The organism is Opitutus sp. sgz309028, from assembly GCF_059821195.1.
In genome coordinates this window covers 1,382,097-1,398,237 of record NZ_JCAMRR010000001.1, presented here as the reverse complement: position 1 = coordinate 1,398,237, position 16,141 = coordinate 1,382,097, and the positions used below count along the sequence as shown (strand labels likewise).

Annotated in this window: 13 protein-coding genes; 6 read left to right on the top strand and 7 right to left on the bottom strand. The window is 66.2% G+C overall.

The window, feature by feature from the left end; all coding sequences use genetic code 11:
- Positions 1-128: 128 nt before the first annotated feature.
- From AC6RV7_RS05350 to AC6RV7_RS05340, 3 genes are all read right to left on the bottom strand, one after another.
- Positions 129-1,904: a glycoside hydrolase family 27 protein gene (locus AC6RV7_RS05350; RefSeq protein WP_500092872.1), complete on the bottom strand. Its 1,776-nt coding sequence runs from the start codon at positions 1,902-1,904 to the stop codon at positions 129-131.
- Positions 1,905-2,205: 301 nt separating this feature from the next.
- Positions 2,206-4,647: a beta-galactosidase gene (locus AC6RV7_RS05345; RefSeq protein ID WP_500092871.1), complete on the bottom strand. Its 2,442-nt coding sequence runs from the start codon at positions 4,645-4,647 to the stop codon at positions 2,206-2,208.
- 35 nt (positions 4,648-4,682) lie between these two features.
- Positions 4,683-6,620: a family 43 glycosylhydrolase gene (locus AC6RV7_RS05340; RefSeq protein ID WP_500092870.1), complete on the bottom strand. Its 1,938-nt coding sequence runs from the start codon at positions 6,618-6,620 to the stop codon at positions 4,683-4,685.
- Positions 6,621-6,741: 121 nt separating this feature from the next.
- On the opposite strand from AC6RV7_RS05340, the gene AC6RV7_RS05335 reads away from it, so the two are divergent.
- Together AC6RV7_RS05335 and AC6RV7_RS05330 are read left to right on the top strand one after the other, a co-directional pair.
- Positions 6,742-8,493, top strand: a complete 1,752-nt coding sequence (locus AC6RV7_RS05335; RefSeq protein WP_500092869.1) for a DUF885 domain-containing protein — start codon at positions 6,742-6,744, stop codon at positions 8,491-8,493.
- A gap of 68 nt (positions 8,494-8,561) precedes the next feature.
- Entirely contained in the window at positions 8,562-8,738 is a 177-nt protein-coding gene (locus AC6RV7_RS05330) for an FmdB family zinc ribbon protein (protein WP_500092868.1), read from the top strand.
- A 3-nt stretch (positions 8,739-8,741) separates the two neighbouring features.
- On the opposite strand, the gene AC6RV7_RS05325 is transcribed toward AC6RV7_RS05330, so the two are convergent.
- From AC6RV7_RS05325 to soxR, 3 genes are read right to left on the bottom strand one after another with little or no spacing between them, the layout of a single operon-like run.
- A complete protein-coding gene (locus AC6RV7_RS05325) occupies positions 8,742-9,602 on the bottom strand; it encodes an RNA polymerase sigma-70 factor (protein WP_500092867.1) in 861 nt (286 codons plus the stop codon).
- 14 nt (positions 9,603-9,616) lie between these two features.
- Positions 9,617-10,090 (bottom strand): carboxymuconolactone decarboxylase family protein, encoded by a 474-nt coding sequence (locus AC6RV7_RS05320; protein WP_500092866.1) that lies wholly within the window; start codon positions 10,088-10,090, stop codon positions 9,617-9,619.
- Positions 10,091-10,149: 59 nt separating this feature from the next.
- Positions 10,150-10,608, bottom strand: coding sequence for a redox-sensitive transcriptional activator SoxR (gene soxR / locus AC6RV7_RS05315; protein WP_500092865.1), 459 nt, complete (start codon positions 10,606-10,608; stop codon positions 10,150-10,152).
- 65 nt (positions 10,609-10,673) lie between these two features.
- Between soxR and AC6RV7_RS05310 the strand changes: the two genes are divergently transcribed.
- From AC6RV7_RS05310 to AC6RV7_RS05300, 3 genes are read left to right on the top strand one after another with little or no spacing between them, the layout of a single operon-like run.
- The gene (locus tag AC6RV7_RS05310) at positions 10,674-11,279 is read left to right on the top strand and encodes an NADPH-dependent FMN reductase (RefSeq protein ID WP_500092864.1); all 606 of its coding nucleotides are present in this window, start codon (positions 10,674-10,676) and stop codon (positions 11,277-11,279) included.
- A gap of 39 nt (positions 11,280-11,318) precedes the next feature.
- A complete protein-coding gene (locus AC6RV7_RS05305; RefSeq protein WP_500092863.1) occupies positions 11,319-11,714 on the top strand; it encodes a muconolactone Delta-isomerase family protein in 396 nt (131 codons plus the stop codon).
- Positions 11,715-11,774: 60 nt separating this feature from the next.
- Entirely contained in the window at positions 11,775-12,749 is a 975-nt protein-coding gene (locus AC6RV7_RS05300) for a S1C family serine protease (RefSeq protein ID WP_500092862.1), read from the top strand.
- Between the two features lie 27 nt (positions 12,750-12,776).
- Here the strand turns inward: AC6RV7_RS05300 and AC6RV7_RS05295 are convergent, their stop codons facing one another.
- Complete coding sequence (locus AC6RV7_RS05295; RefSeq protein ID WP_500092861.1) at positions 12,777-15,596, bottom strand: M16 family metallopeptidase; 2,820 nt, start codon at positions 15,594-15,596, stop codon at positions 12,777-12,779.
- 256 nt (positions 15,597-15,852) lie between these two features.
- Between AC6RV7_RS05295 and AC6RV7_RS05290 the strand changes: the two genes are divergently transcribed.
- Positions 15,853-16,059 carry a hypothetical protein gene (locus tag AC6RV7_RS05290; protein ID WP_500092860.1) on the top strand — a complete coding sequence of 69 codons (207 nt, stop codon included), beginning with the start codon at positions 15,853-15,855 and terminating at the stop codon, positions 16,057-16,059.
- The last annotated feature ends 82 nt before the right edge of the window (positions 16,060-16,141 follow it).

Sequence of the window (16,141 nt, the reverse complement as noted above, 5' to 3'; positions counted from 1 at the left end):
AGAGTGGGAGCAGGGGGGAATCCGGCGCACCGGCGCCGGGGCACGCTACGGCAGATCAAATCGGCCGGCCCGGCGAAGGCCGCGTCGCCGGACAGTCTGGCAAAAGCGGCCGCCGCAAGAGCCGCCGGTCAGCGCGCCGGCGAAAGTCGGAACAGGCCCGCGCCGTGAAACGCGATCTCGGGCGCGAATTCGCCGCTGACTTCGCCGACATCACGGTGTGTCCAAAGGTCGCGCACCCGGACCGGGCCGGAAAAACCGAGATCGGCGAGTCGGACCGCGACCGGCACGCCGGCGGTTTTCGCTTGGTTTTCGTTCGTCGCCACGACCACCATGAACCGCGTCGGGCCCGGCTCGCGTCCGCGTCCATTTGACTCGACCACCGGTGTCACCCGAAAACCGACGACGCCGGGGGGCAGGTCGAACTCGACCACCGCGGGAATTTCGGCGGCGACGCCGAGCGCTTCGCCGGCGTCGTTCTTCTTCACCCGCGTGCTGTCCCACGCGGCGTCGGCCTGCGTCCACGTCAGCTCCGTGAGCGGTCGCTCGCTGCCGTCGGCCAGCACGAGTCGGGGTTGTTGCCAGACGATGCGGTTCCATTCGCCCGACGGTTCGATCGGCTCGGCGCTGAGGATGAGCCGTTTCCCGCCGCGCAGATCCGCCTCGAGCTGTTGCGAGGTGACGGGATCGCGCGTGACGGCGCCGCTGACGGCGCGGGCGTTTTCCGCGGTGAGCGCGACGCGGTCGCGTTTGTTGAAAACAGCGAGGTATTTGTCGTAAGAGTCCGGGACGTCCGCAATCCACGCGACGAGGCCGTCGCGGTCGAAGAGCGGGCGGTTATTCGCGCTGTGCTGATTGACGGCGAGCACCTCGTCGTTGGTGAGCAGGGACAGCGTGAAGCCGTCGGTCTTCGTCAGGTCGCCGCCATGCATCAACGGCGAGCGGGCGATCGACCACAGCGTCATCAACGTGACCTGTTCGTCGGGCGTGAAGCGCGTGCTGCGCGTGCCAAGGTTGAGCACGCCCAGCGGTAGCATGTCGGCATCGGGCCACGCGCCTGACCGGCGATGTGGGTTCCACGCGGCAAGGCGCACGAACTGATCGCGCAGCGCGAGCCAGCGGTCCCAGAAATCGTCGCTGATGCGCCAGAGATTCGCGTGCTGCTGCGCGTGCGCGGCCGCGCTGAGCGGCGTCTCGCCGGGGGAAAGGCTCAGCACCATCGGCCGGCCGGTGCGATCGATCGCGTGCCGGATCGCCTCGATCTCGTCCTGGTGATCGTGATACGGCCGCGAGATGTCATCGACCTTCACGTAGTCGACACCCCACGAGGCGAACAGGTCGAAGACGGAGTTGTAATACTCCTGCGCCCCCGGCTTCGACATATCCACGCCATACATGTCGGGATTCCACGGGCAGATGCTGGCGCGGTTCGCGATGTCCTGCGCGCGATACGATGTGCCGAGGATTGGCAGGTTTTTCTCCACCGCCTGACGCGGGATGCCGCGCATGAGATGGATGCCGAACTTCAGTCCGAGCGAATGCACGTAGTCGGCGAGCGGCTTGAAACCCGCGCCGTTCGCGGACGAGGGGAAACGATTCGGCGCGGGTTGGAGCCGACCGTAGTCGTCCATCACCAACACGGCGTCGCTGCGATACGCGTGGCTCTCCGCGCCGGGCTCATACCACTGGATATCGACGATGATGTAGCGCCAGCCGTGCGCCTTCAGTTTCGCGGCCATGAAATCGGCCTGCTGCTTCGTCTGTTCCTCCGTGACGGTGGTCGCGAAATTGTCCCAGCTGTTCCAGCCCATCGGTGGTGTCGGCGCCCAAGAAAGAAACGCCGGCTCGGCGGCGGACAACGAGGCGGCGGCAGACAGCGCGAAGGCGAGGGCGGGCAGGGTTTTCATTGGGGAAAAAAGACTTCCGGCTTGTGCGGCCGACACGAGGCGGGCGCAAATCCCTCGCTCCTGAACCGTCACGTGACCGCGCGCCCCGCGACCGCGGGAAGACGTCACGCCGCGGCTTTCCTCCCACGGCCGCGTCCCATCGCGCGCGCCTCCCGCTCTCCACGCCCCAAACAGAGTGTCATATAATGTATGACACTCCGTCTGGGCTTTCCGCGGTTAACGGACGCGGTCCGGTCGTTTGAGGAAGAGCGGTTTCTCGTGGGTTGGCGGCTTCGTCAGCCAGCGGCGGCGGGCGGCGCGCTTAGCGGGCGGCGGTGGGATTTGACGCGCGCGTGAGCTCGGTGGCCGGCCGGTAAACAATCTCGGCGTCCAGCAACTCGGCGACGGCATCGGAGCCGCGGAAATCCGGCTGGGCGGAGGACGGGAGGAAGATCGGCGCACCGCGCTGCAGGGGCAGCACGACGACGGTGAGCTCGCCGTCGCGCAATTGCGCGGCGTGGCGCGCGAGCCCGATTTCGAGCGGTTCGCCGTTGTAGTAATCGTCCATCACAAACGTATCGCCAATCCGGATGCGCGCGACATCGCCGCGATAGCGCAAGCGGAGCAGGGGGTCCGCGGCGAGGTCGAGATCGCGCGGCAGGACGATCCGCCATTCCGCGGCGGCGGCGAAGTCGGCGTCGACCGGCGCGGCGGCGACCGGCTTCGGCGACCGCCCGAGTTGGATCTCGCGCAGCGGACCCGCGGTTCGAAGCGGCTCGATGCGGCAGGTGACGGACGGAAGCGAAGGAAAACTCAACGGCACGCGCGAGAACAGGCCGTCCGCGGCGTCACCGGTCTTCTCGGGCGCAGGATAGACGAGGAGCGAACTTGCATCGCGCGATCCGGGCGACTGGCGAACCCGCACGGCATCGCGGTCGAAAACCAGTTCGTGGTGCGAAAGGAAGGTCCGGTTGCGGCCGAGCCACGGACCCTTCCACAGTGCGAGCGAGTCGGCTTCGTCGAGCACGACGATCTGGAGCGCGCCCGTTTCGGTTTTCAGCCGCAGGGCGATCGCGCGGCCGGGCTGAAGATGGCGGATTACGGTGCGTTCACCGCGGCGGAGCGTTTCGCCGGAAAAGGTTTCGATGCCCTCGACCGCATCGAAGGCGAATTCCACTGGCACGCCCGGCGTGGCGGCGAAGAACAGCGTGCGCACACCGTCCTGCGTCAGGTGCGTTACCGGTTGTGCGGTGGCATAGGCGAGCGTGACGCCGCCGAGATCGAGTTCAAACGGCCACAGCGCCACGGTGTGCGGCGGGATCGTGATCGGCTGCGAGGGAAACACGAGCGGCGCGGCGTCGTCCGCGGCGACGCGCAGTGAGAACTGCACGCCCGTTTTCGCCGGCAGCTCGCGGCCGCGTTCGTGGTTGTTGATGAAAACGAAACCGCGTCGGCCATCGGAGCGCGCGGACCAGCGCAGCGTCGTCGCATCGTCGCGTCCGGATGGTCGCGCGTCGGGTAGCGCGACGGCCATGTTCGCGAAGTCGGAACCGTAGTCGTGCAGAAAATAATGCAGCCGTCGCAGCGAATGATATTGCGGACGGATCTGGCCGTATTGGCCGAGCGGCGCCTGGAAGTCGTAGTTTTTCACCGGCATGTCGTTCCAGTTGGTGATCGCCGTGGACTGCTCCTCCATCAGCGTCGTCAGGCGGCCCTCGGGATTCGTGCCGCCGTGATACATGTAGTAGCCGGGGGAGACGCTGCCGGAGCCGAGCTTCACGAGCGTGGTCGACTCGATGTCGCGGGGATCGACGAGGATGCGGCGGTGATAACTGCTCATCATGCCGCCACCGATCTCGCAGGTGAGATACGGATAGCGGCAGACGTCGGGATCGTCCTGCACGTCGCGACGCCCGAGCGCCTCGTTGGCGATGTTGGCGTCGGTCCGCAGCTGCGAGAAATGAAAGCCGGCCCAGTAGTTGCCCGGCATCGGCGTGAGCTCGCGATCCCAGAAGCCCTCGGCGTAAACGCCGTAGAGCGGAAGAATCTCGCCGAACGGCATCGGCGTTTTCAACGCCGGCCAGCCCGTCCGTGTGTAGAGCGGCGTGTCGAGGCCGACCTCGCGCGCGAGGCGCTTTAACGTGAGCAGGTGTGCCGCCGGGCCGCCGTATTCGTTTTCCAGCTGGATGCCGATGACGGGGCCGCCGTCCTTCCACAGCAGACCGCGGAGTTGCGCGGCGATTTGTTGGTAGAGTTTCGTGGCGCTGGCGAGGTAGGCGGGATCGTCGGAGCGGACGTTGCCGCGACGCACGATCCAGTCGGGCAGGCCGCCGTTGCGCACCTCGCCGTGACACCACGGACCGCAGCGCACGATCGCTTTCAAGCCGACGTCGCGCGCCGTCTCGATGAAGCGCCGGAGATCGTGGGAGCCGCGCCAGTTCCATTCGCCCTCGATCTCCTCGTGGTGAATCCAGAAGACATACGTCGCCACAATGTCGATACCGCCGGCCTTCATCTTGAGCAGCTCCTCGCGCCACTCGTCGGCGGGATAACGCGAATAGTGAAACTCGCCCATCGCGGGCGTCCAACGCTGCCCGTCGAGCAGGAGGCTGCGGCTGTCGACGGTGAGCGACGAACCGGCGGGATTGCGCGCGGTGCCCATGGCGAAACCGGAGGTATCGGCGGACGGCGATTGCCGCAGCGTGAGAGTCAGCGGCTCGGCGGCGAGCGCGAGCGGCAGGGCAAGGAGGAGGAGCGGGCGCATGGCAGAAAGGAGAACGCCGCCCGGGCGGCGCGGCGTCAGGGATGTTTCAAGACCAGGGTGTCGTCGCGCTCCTCGATTTCGAGGAACACCTCACGCGTCTCGCGGGGCTGGCGGTTGGGCCGGTGGAGCGCGAGCATCAGCTGGCCGTCGAAACGGCGGAAGAGCATCGGGTGACCGCCGTCGTCGGTATAGAGCGGCGTGGGTGATTGTTGCCACGGTCCGGCGAGCTTGCCGGACTCGGACGTGGCGAGGCCGACGGCATAGCCGTCTTTTGTGAACGACGACCAGAGCATGAGGAGCTTGCCGCCCTGCGTGCGGTGGAGCCACGGACCATCCGTGACGCGGCCGCCGTGATCCGGGTTTTTCACGGCCCAAGGCGCGTCGCTGGCGTCGAAGAGCCGCTGCGGTTCGCCGACGGTGGCGGAGAGATCGTCCTGCAATTGGATCATCTCGACGGTGCCGTCCTTGATCTGCACCCACTCGTGGCAGAACACCATGTAGGGCACGCCGTCCTCCTCCCACAACGTGCCGTCGAGCGTCATCATGTCCTCGGGCAAAGTGGGGCCGTTGGCGAAGGGCCGGAACGGACCGAGCGGCGAATCGGCGACGAGGATTTGCGAGCCGCGTTTCACCCGCGGCAGCCAATTACGCCATTGCTCGGGAAACAGGTGCGACGAATCGAAGGTGAGGAACAGGTAATACTTTCCTCGATACGCGTGCATCTCCGGCGCCCAGATGCCGCGGTCGGCCCACCACTTTTCCGGGCGTTCGAAGACGAACGTCGGGCCGGTCCAGTGTTCGAGGTCCTTGCTCGTGTAGGCGGCGACGGCCGCGCGGCCGGCGGGTCCGCGCGAGGAGAAATACATCAGGTAGGTCTGCGTGGCCGGATCCGGATAGATGCAGGCGTCGCGCGCCCAGAGTTCGCTGCGCGCATAGGTGCCGAACTTCGGCGGCGTATCCGGCCGCGGCACGCCGAAATCCGGCATGCCGTCCGCCCGCCACGCGAGGGGCTGCACGCGGGTGTGACGGTTGGGATCGCGGAGCGGATCGCCCGGGATGTCGCGGTAGCTGCGAGCGTGATAAACGAGCACGTCGGTCGTGCCGTCCTCGGCGACCGTGAAGCTGTTGTGACCCGGACCGAAGATCCGGTTTTCCTCGCTCGTCGCGAACACGGGTGCGGGCGATTTCGTCCACGAGCGCGGATCGAGGAGATCGGCGTTTTCGTCGGCGCTGAGCAGGCCGAGGCAGTATTCCGCGCCGGTGCCGGCGGCGGAGTAGGCGACGAACACGCGGCCGTGGCGGATCAGGACGGCGGGACCCTCGTTGACGGCGTAGCGGACCTTTTCCCAGTCGAACTCGGGCCGCGAGAGCAGGACCTGGCGGCCGACGATCGACGTCGGCGTATCCATTTCCGCGATATAGAGGTCGGTGTTGTTCTTCACGTTCGGGTCGCGCTGGGCCCAGATGAGATAGCGCTTGCCGCGGTGCGCGAAGGTCGTCGCATCGAGGCTGAACGATTCCCAGTTGGTCTTGAGCTGGCCGCGCTCGATCCACTCGCCCTCCAGCGGATTGGGGGAGGCGTTTTCGAGCACGAACATGCGGATGTTCCAGACCTTCTCGGCTTCGCCGGCGGCGAAGTAGATGAACCACTTGCCGTCGATGAAATGCAGCTCGGGCGCCCAGATGTGCGCGCCCATGACACCCGTGGTGTGTTTGCGCCAGATGATCTTCGGCTCGGTGTCGGGGAGGCCCGCGATCGTCGGCGCGCGCCGCAGCTCGAGCCGGTCGTATTCCGGCACGGTGGCGATGAAATAGTAAAGGCCATCCGTGTGCCGGAGGATCCACGGATCCGCGCGCTGGCGGATGAGCGGATTGGGCGGCTCGGCGGGGGTGGCGGACGCGACGAAGGGCGCGGTGGCCAGCAGCAGGAAGAAGAGACCGAGGGTGGCGAAGAGGGAAACGGGGCGGAGCATCGCAACGTGAACTCTGCGCCGGCCGGGACGCGCGGCAACGAGGCGTTTGCCTTACAGTCAACCATGATGCCCGAGGAAAAACGGACGTTGTGAACGAGACGGGGCGGGGCTAGCCTGCGCCATGAAGTTTCGTTTCGGTGGGTGGCTGAGCGGACTCGCAGCGGTGACGCTGCTGCTGGGCGAAACGGGTGCGGCACAGACGCGGACACCGGCGGACTCGGCCTTCGAGAGACTCGCCGGCGAATGCATCGAGGCGCTCCTGCGGGCGCGGCCGGAAACGGCCACCCAGCTCGGCGATCATCGGTTCGATGGCAAGCTGACGGATTTCAGTCCGGCCGCCTTGCAGGCGCGGGAGGAAGAGCTGCGCGCGCAACGGGCCGCGCTGCAGCAGATCGATGTCGCGGCGCTGACGGGCCCGAATCGTGTCGATGCGCAGATCCTCGCGCTCGAGCTGGAATCAATGTTGTTCACGCTCGTGGAGGAGCGGCCGCACGAGTGGAATCCGCTTTCGTATAACGACAGCCTCGCGACGAGCATTTATCTGCTGACGGCGCGGGAGTTCGCGCCGGCGGAGACGCGGCTGCGGAGCGCGATCGCGCGGTTGAACGCGATTCCCGGAGTGGTCGCGCAGATCAAAGCGACGCTGCGCCATCCACCGCGCATTCACACGCAAACGGCGATCGGTCAGACCGCCGGCGCGATCGCGCTGGTGCGCGACGAGCTCGAGCCGCTGATCGCGTCGGCGCCACCGCTTCGGGAGGAGATCGCGGCAGCGCAGAAAACGGCGATCGCCGCGCTCACCGATTACAAAGGCTGGCTCGAGCAAGAGGTGCTGCCGCGGGCCGACGGCGACTTTCGTCTCGGCGCGGAACGGTTTCGGAAAAAACTCCGGTTCGCACTGGCGTCGGAACTTTCGCCCGAGGAGATCCTCGCGCGGGCGGAACGCGAACTCGACCGCACGACGGAGGAGATCTACGCGACGGCGCTGCCGTTGTTTCGCCAGACGCATCCGGAGGCCGGGGAACGCGAGCAGGCTGATCGCGCGCGGGTGATCAAGGCGGTGCTGGATCAACTCGCGGCGAAACACGCGAACGACGACACGGTGGTGGCGCGGGCGCGTGAGATCACGGACGCGGCGACGGCGTTCGTCAGGGCGCAGGATTTCGTCACGGTGCCGGACACGCCGCTCAAGATCATCGTGCTGCCGGAGTTTCAACGCGGGGTGGCGATCGCTTATTGCGATTCGCCGGGCGCGCTGGAGCCGGACGGCGAGACGTTCTTCACGGTGTCGCCGACGCCGGCGGACTGGACGCCGGAGCGCAAAGCGTCGTTTTTTCGCGAATACAACGATTACATGCTGCACGACCTCGCGGTGCACGAAGCGATGCCCGGGCATTACCTGCAGATCGCGCATTCGAACCGGTTTCGGGCGCCGACGCTCGTGCGCGCGGTGTTTGCGAGCGGCACGTTCATCGAAGGCTGGGCGGTTTACGCGGAGCGGGTGATGGCCGAGGCGGGTTTTGGGGGGCCGAAGGTGAAGATGCAGCAGCTGAAGATGCGGTTGCGCGCGATCATCAATGCGATCCTCGACAACCGGGTGCACACGGCCGGCATGACCGAGGAGCAGGCGCTGGAGCTGATGATCCGGCGCGGATTCCAGGAGGAAGGCGAGGCGGTCGGCAAGTGGCGGCGGGCGTGTCAGAGCTCCACGCAGCTCTCGACGTATTTCGTCGGCGCGGTCGAGCACGACGACCTCCGCGCCGAGGTAGAGCGGCGCGAAGGTGCGAACTTCGATTTGAAGCGTTACCACGACCGCCTGCTCTCGCGCGGCAGCCCGGCGACGAAATACGTGCGGCAGGAACTGGGCTGGTGACGGTCCGGCCGCGGGATTGCCGGCGCAGGCGCAATCCGTCAGACTCCGGTCAAAGCCCAGGAGGAGTTATGCCGGAATACGATTATCGCTGCGCGGACTGCGAGCACACGTTCTCGCTCGAACTCACGATCACCGAACACATGGAAAAGGAGCGGAAGCGCGAAATCCGTTGTCCAAAATGCGACAGCCACAACGTGCGCCGGGTGATCGGTGCCGTCTTCGTCACGACCTCGAAGAAGAGCTGAGCGTCAGTCGACGCCCCGGAGCTTTTCCGGGTTGTTGACGAGGTAGATCGCGCGGATGCGACCGCCGTGCAGCGCGAACGCGGTGACGCTGCGGCGGCCGTCGCGGCGCCGCAGGAGCACGCCCACGGTGCCGTTGACCTGCGCGAGCCGGGATTCGCCGTGAAACGCGCCGCGCTTGCCGATGCCGAGGAAGAAGCGGCTCACGCGATCGGCATTGACGATCGGACGGAGCGCCGACGGCACGCGACCGCCGCCATCGGAATAAAGGACCACATCGTCGGTGAGCACGGCGAGCAGTTCGCCGAGGTTGCCGGTCGTGCACGCGTGCAGGAATTGTTGCACGATCTCCTCGGCCTGGCGCGGCGGCTCCGGCTCGGCGATCGGTTCGTCGCGGCGGCCGAGCGTGCGGCGGGCGCGGCTGAACAGCTGCCGGCAGTTGGCTTCGCTTTTGCCCACCATTTCCGCGATCTCCGAATAATCGAAATCGAACGCCTCGCGCAGCAGGAAGACGGCCCGTTCCACCGGCGAGAGCTGCTCGAGCATGAACATGAACGCCATGCTCAACGAATCCGCGAGTGCGCCCGCGCGCCCGGGAGGAGCCGCGGGCGCGTCGAGCAGCGGCTCGGGCAGCCAGAGGCCCTTGTAGTCCTCGCGTTGACGCCGCGCGGAGCGGAGCTGATCGATGCACCAGCGCGTGGTGGCGGCGATCAGCCACGCGCGTGCGGAGTCGAGCCGCGTGGCGTCCTGTTTTTGCCAACGCAGGTAAATCTCCTGCACGGCATCGTCCGCTTCGGCGACGCTGCCAAGCATGCGGTAGGCGATGCCGAACAGGAGCGGACGGTGCTCGAGAAACGTGTCGGTCACCGGCGGATACGCGTTCAGCCCGCGAAACGCGGCGGCACGCGGAAGCCGACGCTGAAGCGGTTCCAGCCGTTGATGGCGACGATCGCGAGGGTGAGGTTGGCGAGTTCCTCTTCGGAGAATTCGGCGCGCACGCTTTTGAACAGCGCGTCGGACACCGGGCCGTCGGAAAGCCGGGTCAACGCTTCCGTCCAACGGAGCGCTGCAAGCTCGCGCGTGGTGTAGACGCCGGCTTCCTCCCAGGCGTTGAGGAGGTGGAGGCGGTCGTCGCGTTCGCCGGCGGCGCGGGCTTCGCGCGAGTGCATCTCGATGCAGAAGGCGCAGCCGTTGATCTGCGACGCGCGCAGTTTCACGAGCTCGAGCAAGGAATGCTCGAGACCGCAGCGGTTCACGGCGTCCTGCAATCCGCGCATGGCGGGGATCACGAGCGGCGAGGCCGTGCGGTAATTGACGCGAGGCGCGTGCGAAGGAGAGGGAGATGGAGTGCTCATACGCCAATAAGGACGAAACCGGGATTCGTTTTGTGACAGCGGCAAAAAAACCGTAGGCATCAGGGTTCGAGGAGCCGCGGCCCCGCGCCTTCTTCGGCGAGCTCATCGAACGGATTGCGCAACGGGCAGTCGCTCATGGAAAGGCAGCCGCAACCGATGCAGCCGGTGAGCTGGTCGCGCAGCTTGGTGAGTCGTGCGATGCGGTCGTCGAGTTCGGCGTGCCAGCGCACGGAGAGTCGCGCCCAGTCGCGCGCGGTCGGCGTGCGGCCCTGCGGCAGGGCATCGAGCGCGCGGCGGATTTCGGCGAGCGGAAACCCGAGGCGTTGCGCGACCTTGATGATGGCGACGCGCCGCAGGACCTCGCGCGGGTAGCGGCGCTGGTTGCCGGCGTTGCGCCAGCTCAGGATGAGACCCTTGGCCTCGTAGAAATGAATTGCGGAGACGGCGACGCCGCTGCGCTTCGCGACCTCGCCGACCGTCAGCTCCCGGGGAAACGTTCCTCGCTCGCAGGATTTCATGGTGCACCTCTTGACCTCAAGTAAGGTTGAGGTCGTAGCGTCGCGGCGTGTCAACTCACGAATCCATGAACACCTCTTCCGAATCCGGAGCGGCGCCCGCGCCGCTCCATGTGGCCGTGATCTACGGCAGTGCGCGCGAAGGCCGGCTCGCTGACAAAGTCGGCGGCTGGGTCGTGCAGGAGATGCGCCGCGAGGCCGGATTCACGATCGATGTGGTCGATCCGCTGACGCTGGGCCTGCCGGCGCATTTCGCCGGCGAGCAGGATCCCGCCGTGGCGGCGCTACGCGAACGGTTGGCGCGCGCCGACGCGTTCGTGATCGTCACGCCGGAATACAATCACAGCTTCCCGGCGACGTTGAAGGCGATCGTCGATGCGGCGCATGACGAGTGGGAGGCGAAGCCGGTCGGTTTCGTGTCCTACGGCGGGATGTCCGGCGGGATCCGCGCGGTCGAGCAGCTGCGGCAGGTGTTTGCCGGTTTCAACGCCGTGTCCGTGCGGGATGGCGTGGCGCTGACGAGCGCCTGGGAGCGCTTCGGGCCGGACGGCGCGCTGCTCGCCCCGGAGCGTCCCCGCCGGACGCTGCACCTGATGCTGGCGCAGCTGCGCTGGTGGGGTCGCGCGCTGCGACGCGCCCGCGAGATCGAGCCGCTCTCGGCCCTGGCGGCCTGAAGACGACGACTGTCACGAAAAACCAATTACAGATTGAAAATGGAAACCTTGAACGAAACGGATCGCGGCGCGGAGATGCATTATCTGGTCGAAATGAAACTGGTGCCGGTAAGCGTGATTCCCACGCCGGCGGAGGCGCTGGCGTTCAGCGAACGCTTCGTGCTGCCCACGCTTGAGGGGCTGCAGCGGCTGCACGAGTCCGGCCGGATCGTGGCCGGGGGCCCGGCGGCGGCGGGGACGGCGTTTGCCTTTGTCATGCGCGCCGGGTCGCCGGACGAGTTGGACGCAACATTGGGAGCCTTGCCGCTCTGGCCGCGCTGCGAGACGAAGGTCACGCCACTGGTGCGCTTCGACCGCCGCCTCGCGCGAGCGAGAGAACGGCTGGTCGCGCTGCGGGCGAGGATCGCGGAGGCGGAAACCGCGCGGTCGGCGTGAACCGGCTGGCGCCGGCGGACGATTTGCGGAAATGGGCGATCGGAGCTTCTTGCCCGCATCATGAACGTCGATTTCACGCCGGTCTCGAACGAGTCGGGGGATGAAGTGTTGCTGGACGCCTATTCGGATGCGGTCTCCGGTGCGGTCGCGGCGGCGCATCCCGCCGTGGTGCACATCGAAGTTCGCGGCTCCGCGGCGTCGGGAGGCTCGGGTTCGGGGTTCTTTATTTCGCCGGACGGTTACTTGTTGACCAACAGCCATGTCGTTCATGGCGCCCGTGAGTTGAAGGTGTTTCTGGCCGATGGGCGCAAGCTCACCGCAGATTTGATCGGCGACGATCCGGACACGGACCTCGCGGTCTTGCGCGTCGGGGCGGCGGACGAGATTCCGTTTCTCCGACTCGCGGACAGCGCCTCGGTGCGGCCAGGACAGGTGGCGATCGCCATCGGCTCGCCGATGGGTTTCCAGCAGACGGTGACCGCGGGCATCGTGAGCGGGCTCGGGCGTTCGCTGCGCGGCGCATCGGGACGGCTGATCGACAACGTGATCCAGACGGATGCGGCGCTGAATCCCGGCAATTCGGGCGGGCCGCTCGTGAATGCCCGCGGCGAGGTGATCGGTGTGAACACCGCGATCATTCGTCCGGCGCAAGGCATCTGTTTCGCGATTGCGAGCAACACGGCGCGTTGGGTGGCGGGCTGGCTGATCAAGGATGGCCGGATCAGGCGGAGCTACATTGGCGTGGCGGGGCAGAACGTGCCCTTGCTGCGGAAGCTTGTGCGGCATCACCGGTTGACTCAGGAAACGGGCGTGCTCGTGGCCGGGATCGAAACCGGCAGCCCGGCGGCGCGGGCGGGAGTCGTCGAGGGCGACATCGTGATCTCGCTCGATGGCGCGGCCACGCCGTCGGTCGATGCGTTGCACAAGCAGCTGACCGGCGACCGGATCGGCGAGCGGGCGATCCTCACCTTTTTGCGCGGCGTCGAGTTGCGTCGTCACGCGATCATTCCGCTGGAGATGCCGGCTCGCGACTGACGCGCGCCTCAACCGGCGGTAACACGCTTATTTGCTTTCTGGATACAGCGTGAAGCGGAGGGCCTGCTTCAGGTCGAGGTAGCGGTTCGCGGCGTGCTGGAGATTGGGCGCGGTGACGAGTGCGATCAGCTCCTCCGGATGTGCGGCGCGGCCGAAGGTCTCGTGGTCGCGGTAGATCTTGTCGAGTTTCCAGCGCCAGGCGTTGTTGTTTTCGTTGTCCTTCTCGACGTTGCGCCGCTGCGTCTCGACTTCCTTCTGGATCTCGTCCGGCGTGGGGCCCGAGGTGCGGATCCGGTTGATCTCGGATTCGGCGGCGGCGATGAGCTTGTCGACGTTCTCCGGCGAACACGGGATCATGAGGTCGAAGCGGTAGTGCGCGTAGGGCACCTGATCCATGCCGGCGTTGACGTTGGCGTAGTAGACGCCGCCGAGCTCGAGGCGGAGTTTGTCGATCATCGCGCGCTCGAGGATGTTGCCGAGCGACCAGAGCACGTGTCCCTCGTCGCGCGTGTAGGCGGCGGGGCCTTCGAGGCCGAGCACCACGAGGCTTTTCGGATCGGAGCCGCGCTGGATCTTTTCGGCGAACGGACCCGTGATCGGGCGGATCCCGAGGTCGCGCCAGCCGGCGGGCGCGGCCCGGCCGGGCAGGCTCCCGAGATACGTTTCGAGCAGCGGTGAGAGCGCGTCGACCGTGAAGGCGCCGACGAAGACGAAGGTGAAACCGGCGGCGCTGCCGAAGCGTGCGCGGTAAGCGTTGAACGTCTTATCGAAGGTGATCTGCGCCCAGTCCTCGTCGCTCGGCAGGACGTTGGGATTGCGCGGGTGATTCCGGTAGCGGATTTTTTCGACCTCGTTGAAGAACGCGGACTGCGGATTGAGCAGGACGTTCTTGAGGATCGCGCGCTGCCGATCGATGACGGACTGGTAAACGGCCGGATCGGCGCGCGGCGCCGTGAAATACAAATGCGTGAGCTGCAGGGCGCTCTCGAGGTCCTTGGCGGAGCAGCTGCCGTTCACGTTGTCGAAGTAGGTCGAGAGATTCGGGGTGACGCTCACGACCTTGCCCGCGAGGATTTTTCGCAGGTCCGGTTTGCTGAACGGTCCGACGCCGCTCTCGTCGATGCAGGCGGCGGCGAGCATGGCGGCGAGGTGATAGTCGTTGGGGAACACCGACTGGCCTCCGGGACGAAACGCGCTGAAAACGATCTCGTCGTTCTTGAACGTCGTGGGCTTGAGCACGACGCGAACGCCGTTCGATAGCTCCAGCTCGGTCACGCCCACTTCGGGGATGGTTTTGCGGCCGACGATTTTGCCGGGAGGCGGGGCTTTTTCGATCAGCTGCGAGGGCAGTTGTTTCTCGGCGTAGGCTTCGATCTTCGACTGCGCGACCTCGGCGACGACGGCCTGCAATTCGGCTTCGGCGGGCAGCTTCACGTCGGGTTTCTCGACACTCTGCACGAGCATCACGCGGTTCTGCGGCGTGATCCATTTGGCGGAGAGTTGGTTGACCTCGTCGAGCGTGACGCCGCCGAGGTGTTGTTGCGCGAAGCGATAATCGAATTCCGCGCCCGGTGCGGGATCGTTCATGAGGAAATGCGCGACGTAGGACTGCACGAGCTGGGCGGACTCGGTTTTCTCGCGTTCGATGAAGCGCTGCTCGGCGCTCCGCAGCAGGGTTTGTTTGGCGCGCTCGAGCTCGGCGGGCGTGAAACCGTGCAGGCGGACGCGCTCGTTTTCAGTGAGCACCGACGCGAGTCCGCGGCTGACGCCGTTGTCGGGCACGACGGCGAACAGCTGGTAGGCGCCCTTCTGGCGGACCCAGAGGCGGCTGTAGTTGGCGCGCGCCATGATGAACGGCGGGTTCGGCTTCTGTGTGAGCTCGGCCAGGCGCAGGTTCATCAATTGCACGAAAAGCTGCTCGACGAGCAGGCGGCGGTAATCGGCGGACGTCTCGTAGCGCGGCGGCTCGGTCTTGAAGGCGAGAACGACGAGGTTGTAGGGATTCTCGCGATCGGAGACGATCGCGTAGAGCGGCGCGTCGTTATCAGGAACTGGATACGTTTCCTTCGCGCGATCCTGCGTCGGGGCGGCGATCGCGCCGAACTCCGTGCGGATCTGTTGCTCGATCTGGTCGGGATCGATGTCGCCGACGACGATGAACGCCATCAGGTCCGGCCGATACCAGTCGCGATAGTAACGCTGGATCGTCGGGTAGCTCATGCCCTCGATCGATTCCTTGGTGCCGATCGGGAGGCGCGTGGCGTATTTCGAGCCCTTGAAGAGGACGGGCAGCGCCTTGTCCATCATGCGCTGCTGCGCGCCGCGGCCGAGGCGCCACTCTTCGACGACGACGCCGCGCTCGAGATCGATCTCGGCGGGATCGAAGGTGATGTCGCTGGCCCAGTCGCGCATGATCTTGAGGCCGTTCGCGAGGATGTCGGGTTTGTCGGTCGGGAGCGTCAGCAGGTAAACGGTTTCGTCGAACGTCGTGTAGCCGTTGATATCGGGGCCGAAGTTGGCGCCGACGGATTGGAGGTAGTGAATGAGGTCGGCTTTCGGGAACGTCTTGGTGCCCTTGAAGCAGAGGTGTTCGATCAGATGCGCGAGGCCGAGCTGGTCGTCGTCCTCCTGCACGGAGCCGGTGTTAACGGCGAGGCGGAGTTCGACGCGTTTCTCGGGCTTTACGTTTTTACGGATGTAATAAGTGAGGCCGTTGGAGAGCCGGCCGAGGCGGACGGCGGAATCGAGCGGGATTGTGTCATCGGCGGCGGGTGCGATCGATGGCAGCACGAAGTCGAGGGCGAGCAGGCAGACGATGGCTTTGAGCCAACGCACGGAGGTTTTCATGGGGAGAAGCGTCCGTCCCGGCGGCGGCCCAACAAAAGCGAACGACGGCGCGTCGCGGCGGGCGGGCAGCTCAAGTCTCTTTCACCCGCCCGCTTCAGACAAGGGCAATGCGGTGGCAGGAAGCGGGCGGTGAAGGGATGGCTCCGGCAACGCGCGGCGCGTTCCCGCCAAGAACTGCGGAGCCAGAAAACGTGTCATCTGCGAGACTGCGATCGCCCCGCGGAACGATGGGCGCTGCGCCGGGGCGGCGATGGCGATGGACCCCTATTACGTCAGCAAGACCGCGCAGTTCAACGGCGACCACGAAGTGCACAAGCATGGCTGCCAGTTCATGCCCGAGCCGCACGACCGCATTTACCTCGGCGAATTCTATTCGTGTCACGAAGCCATGAAGGACGCGCGGCGTCATTTTCCGCAGGTCAACGGATGCTATTTCTGCGTGCGCGAATGCCACACGCGATGAACCGCGAGGGGGGCGACGACGGTTTCGGAGAAAGCGCGGAGACGCGACGGGGCGACGTTTCGCGAAGAGGATTAACGTCGGC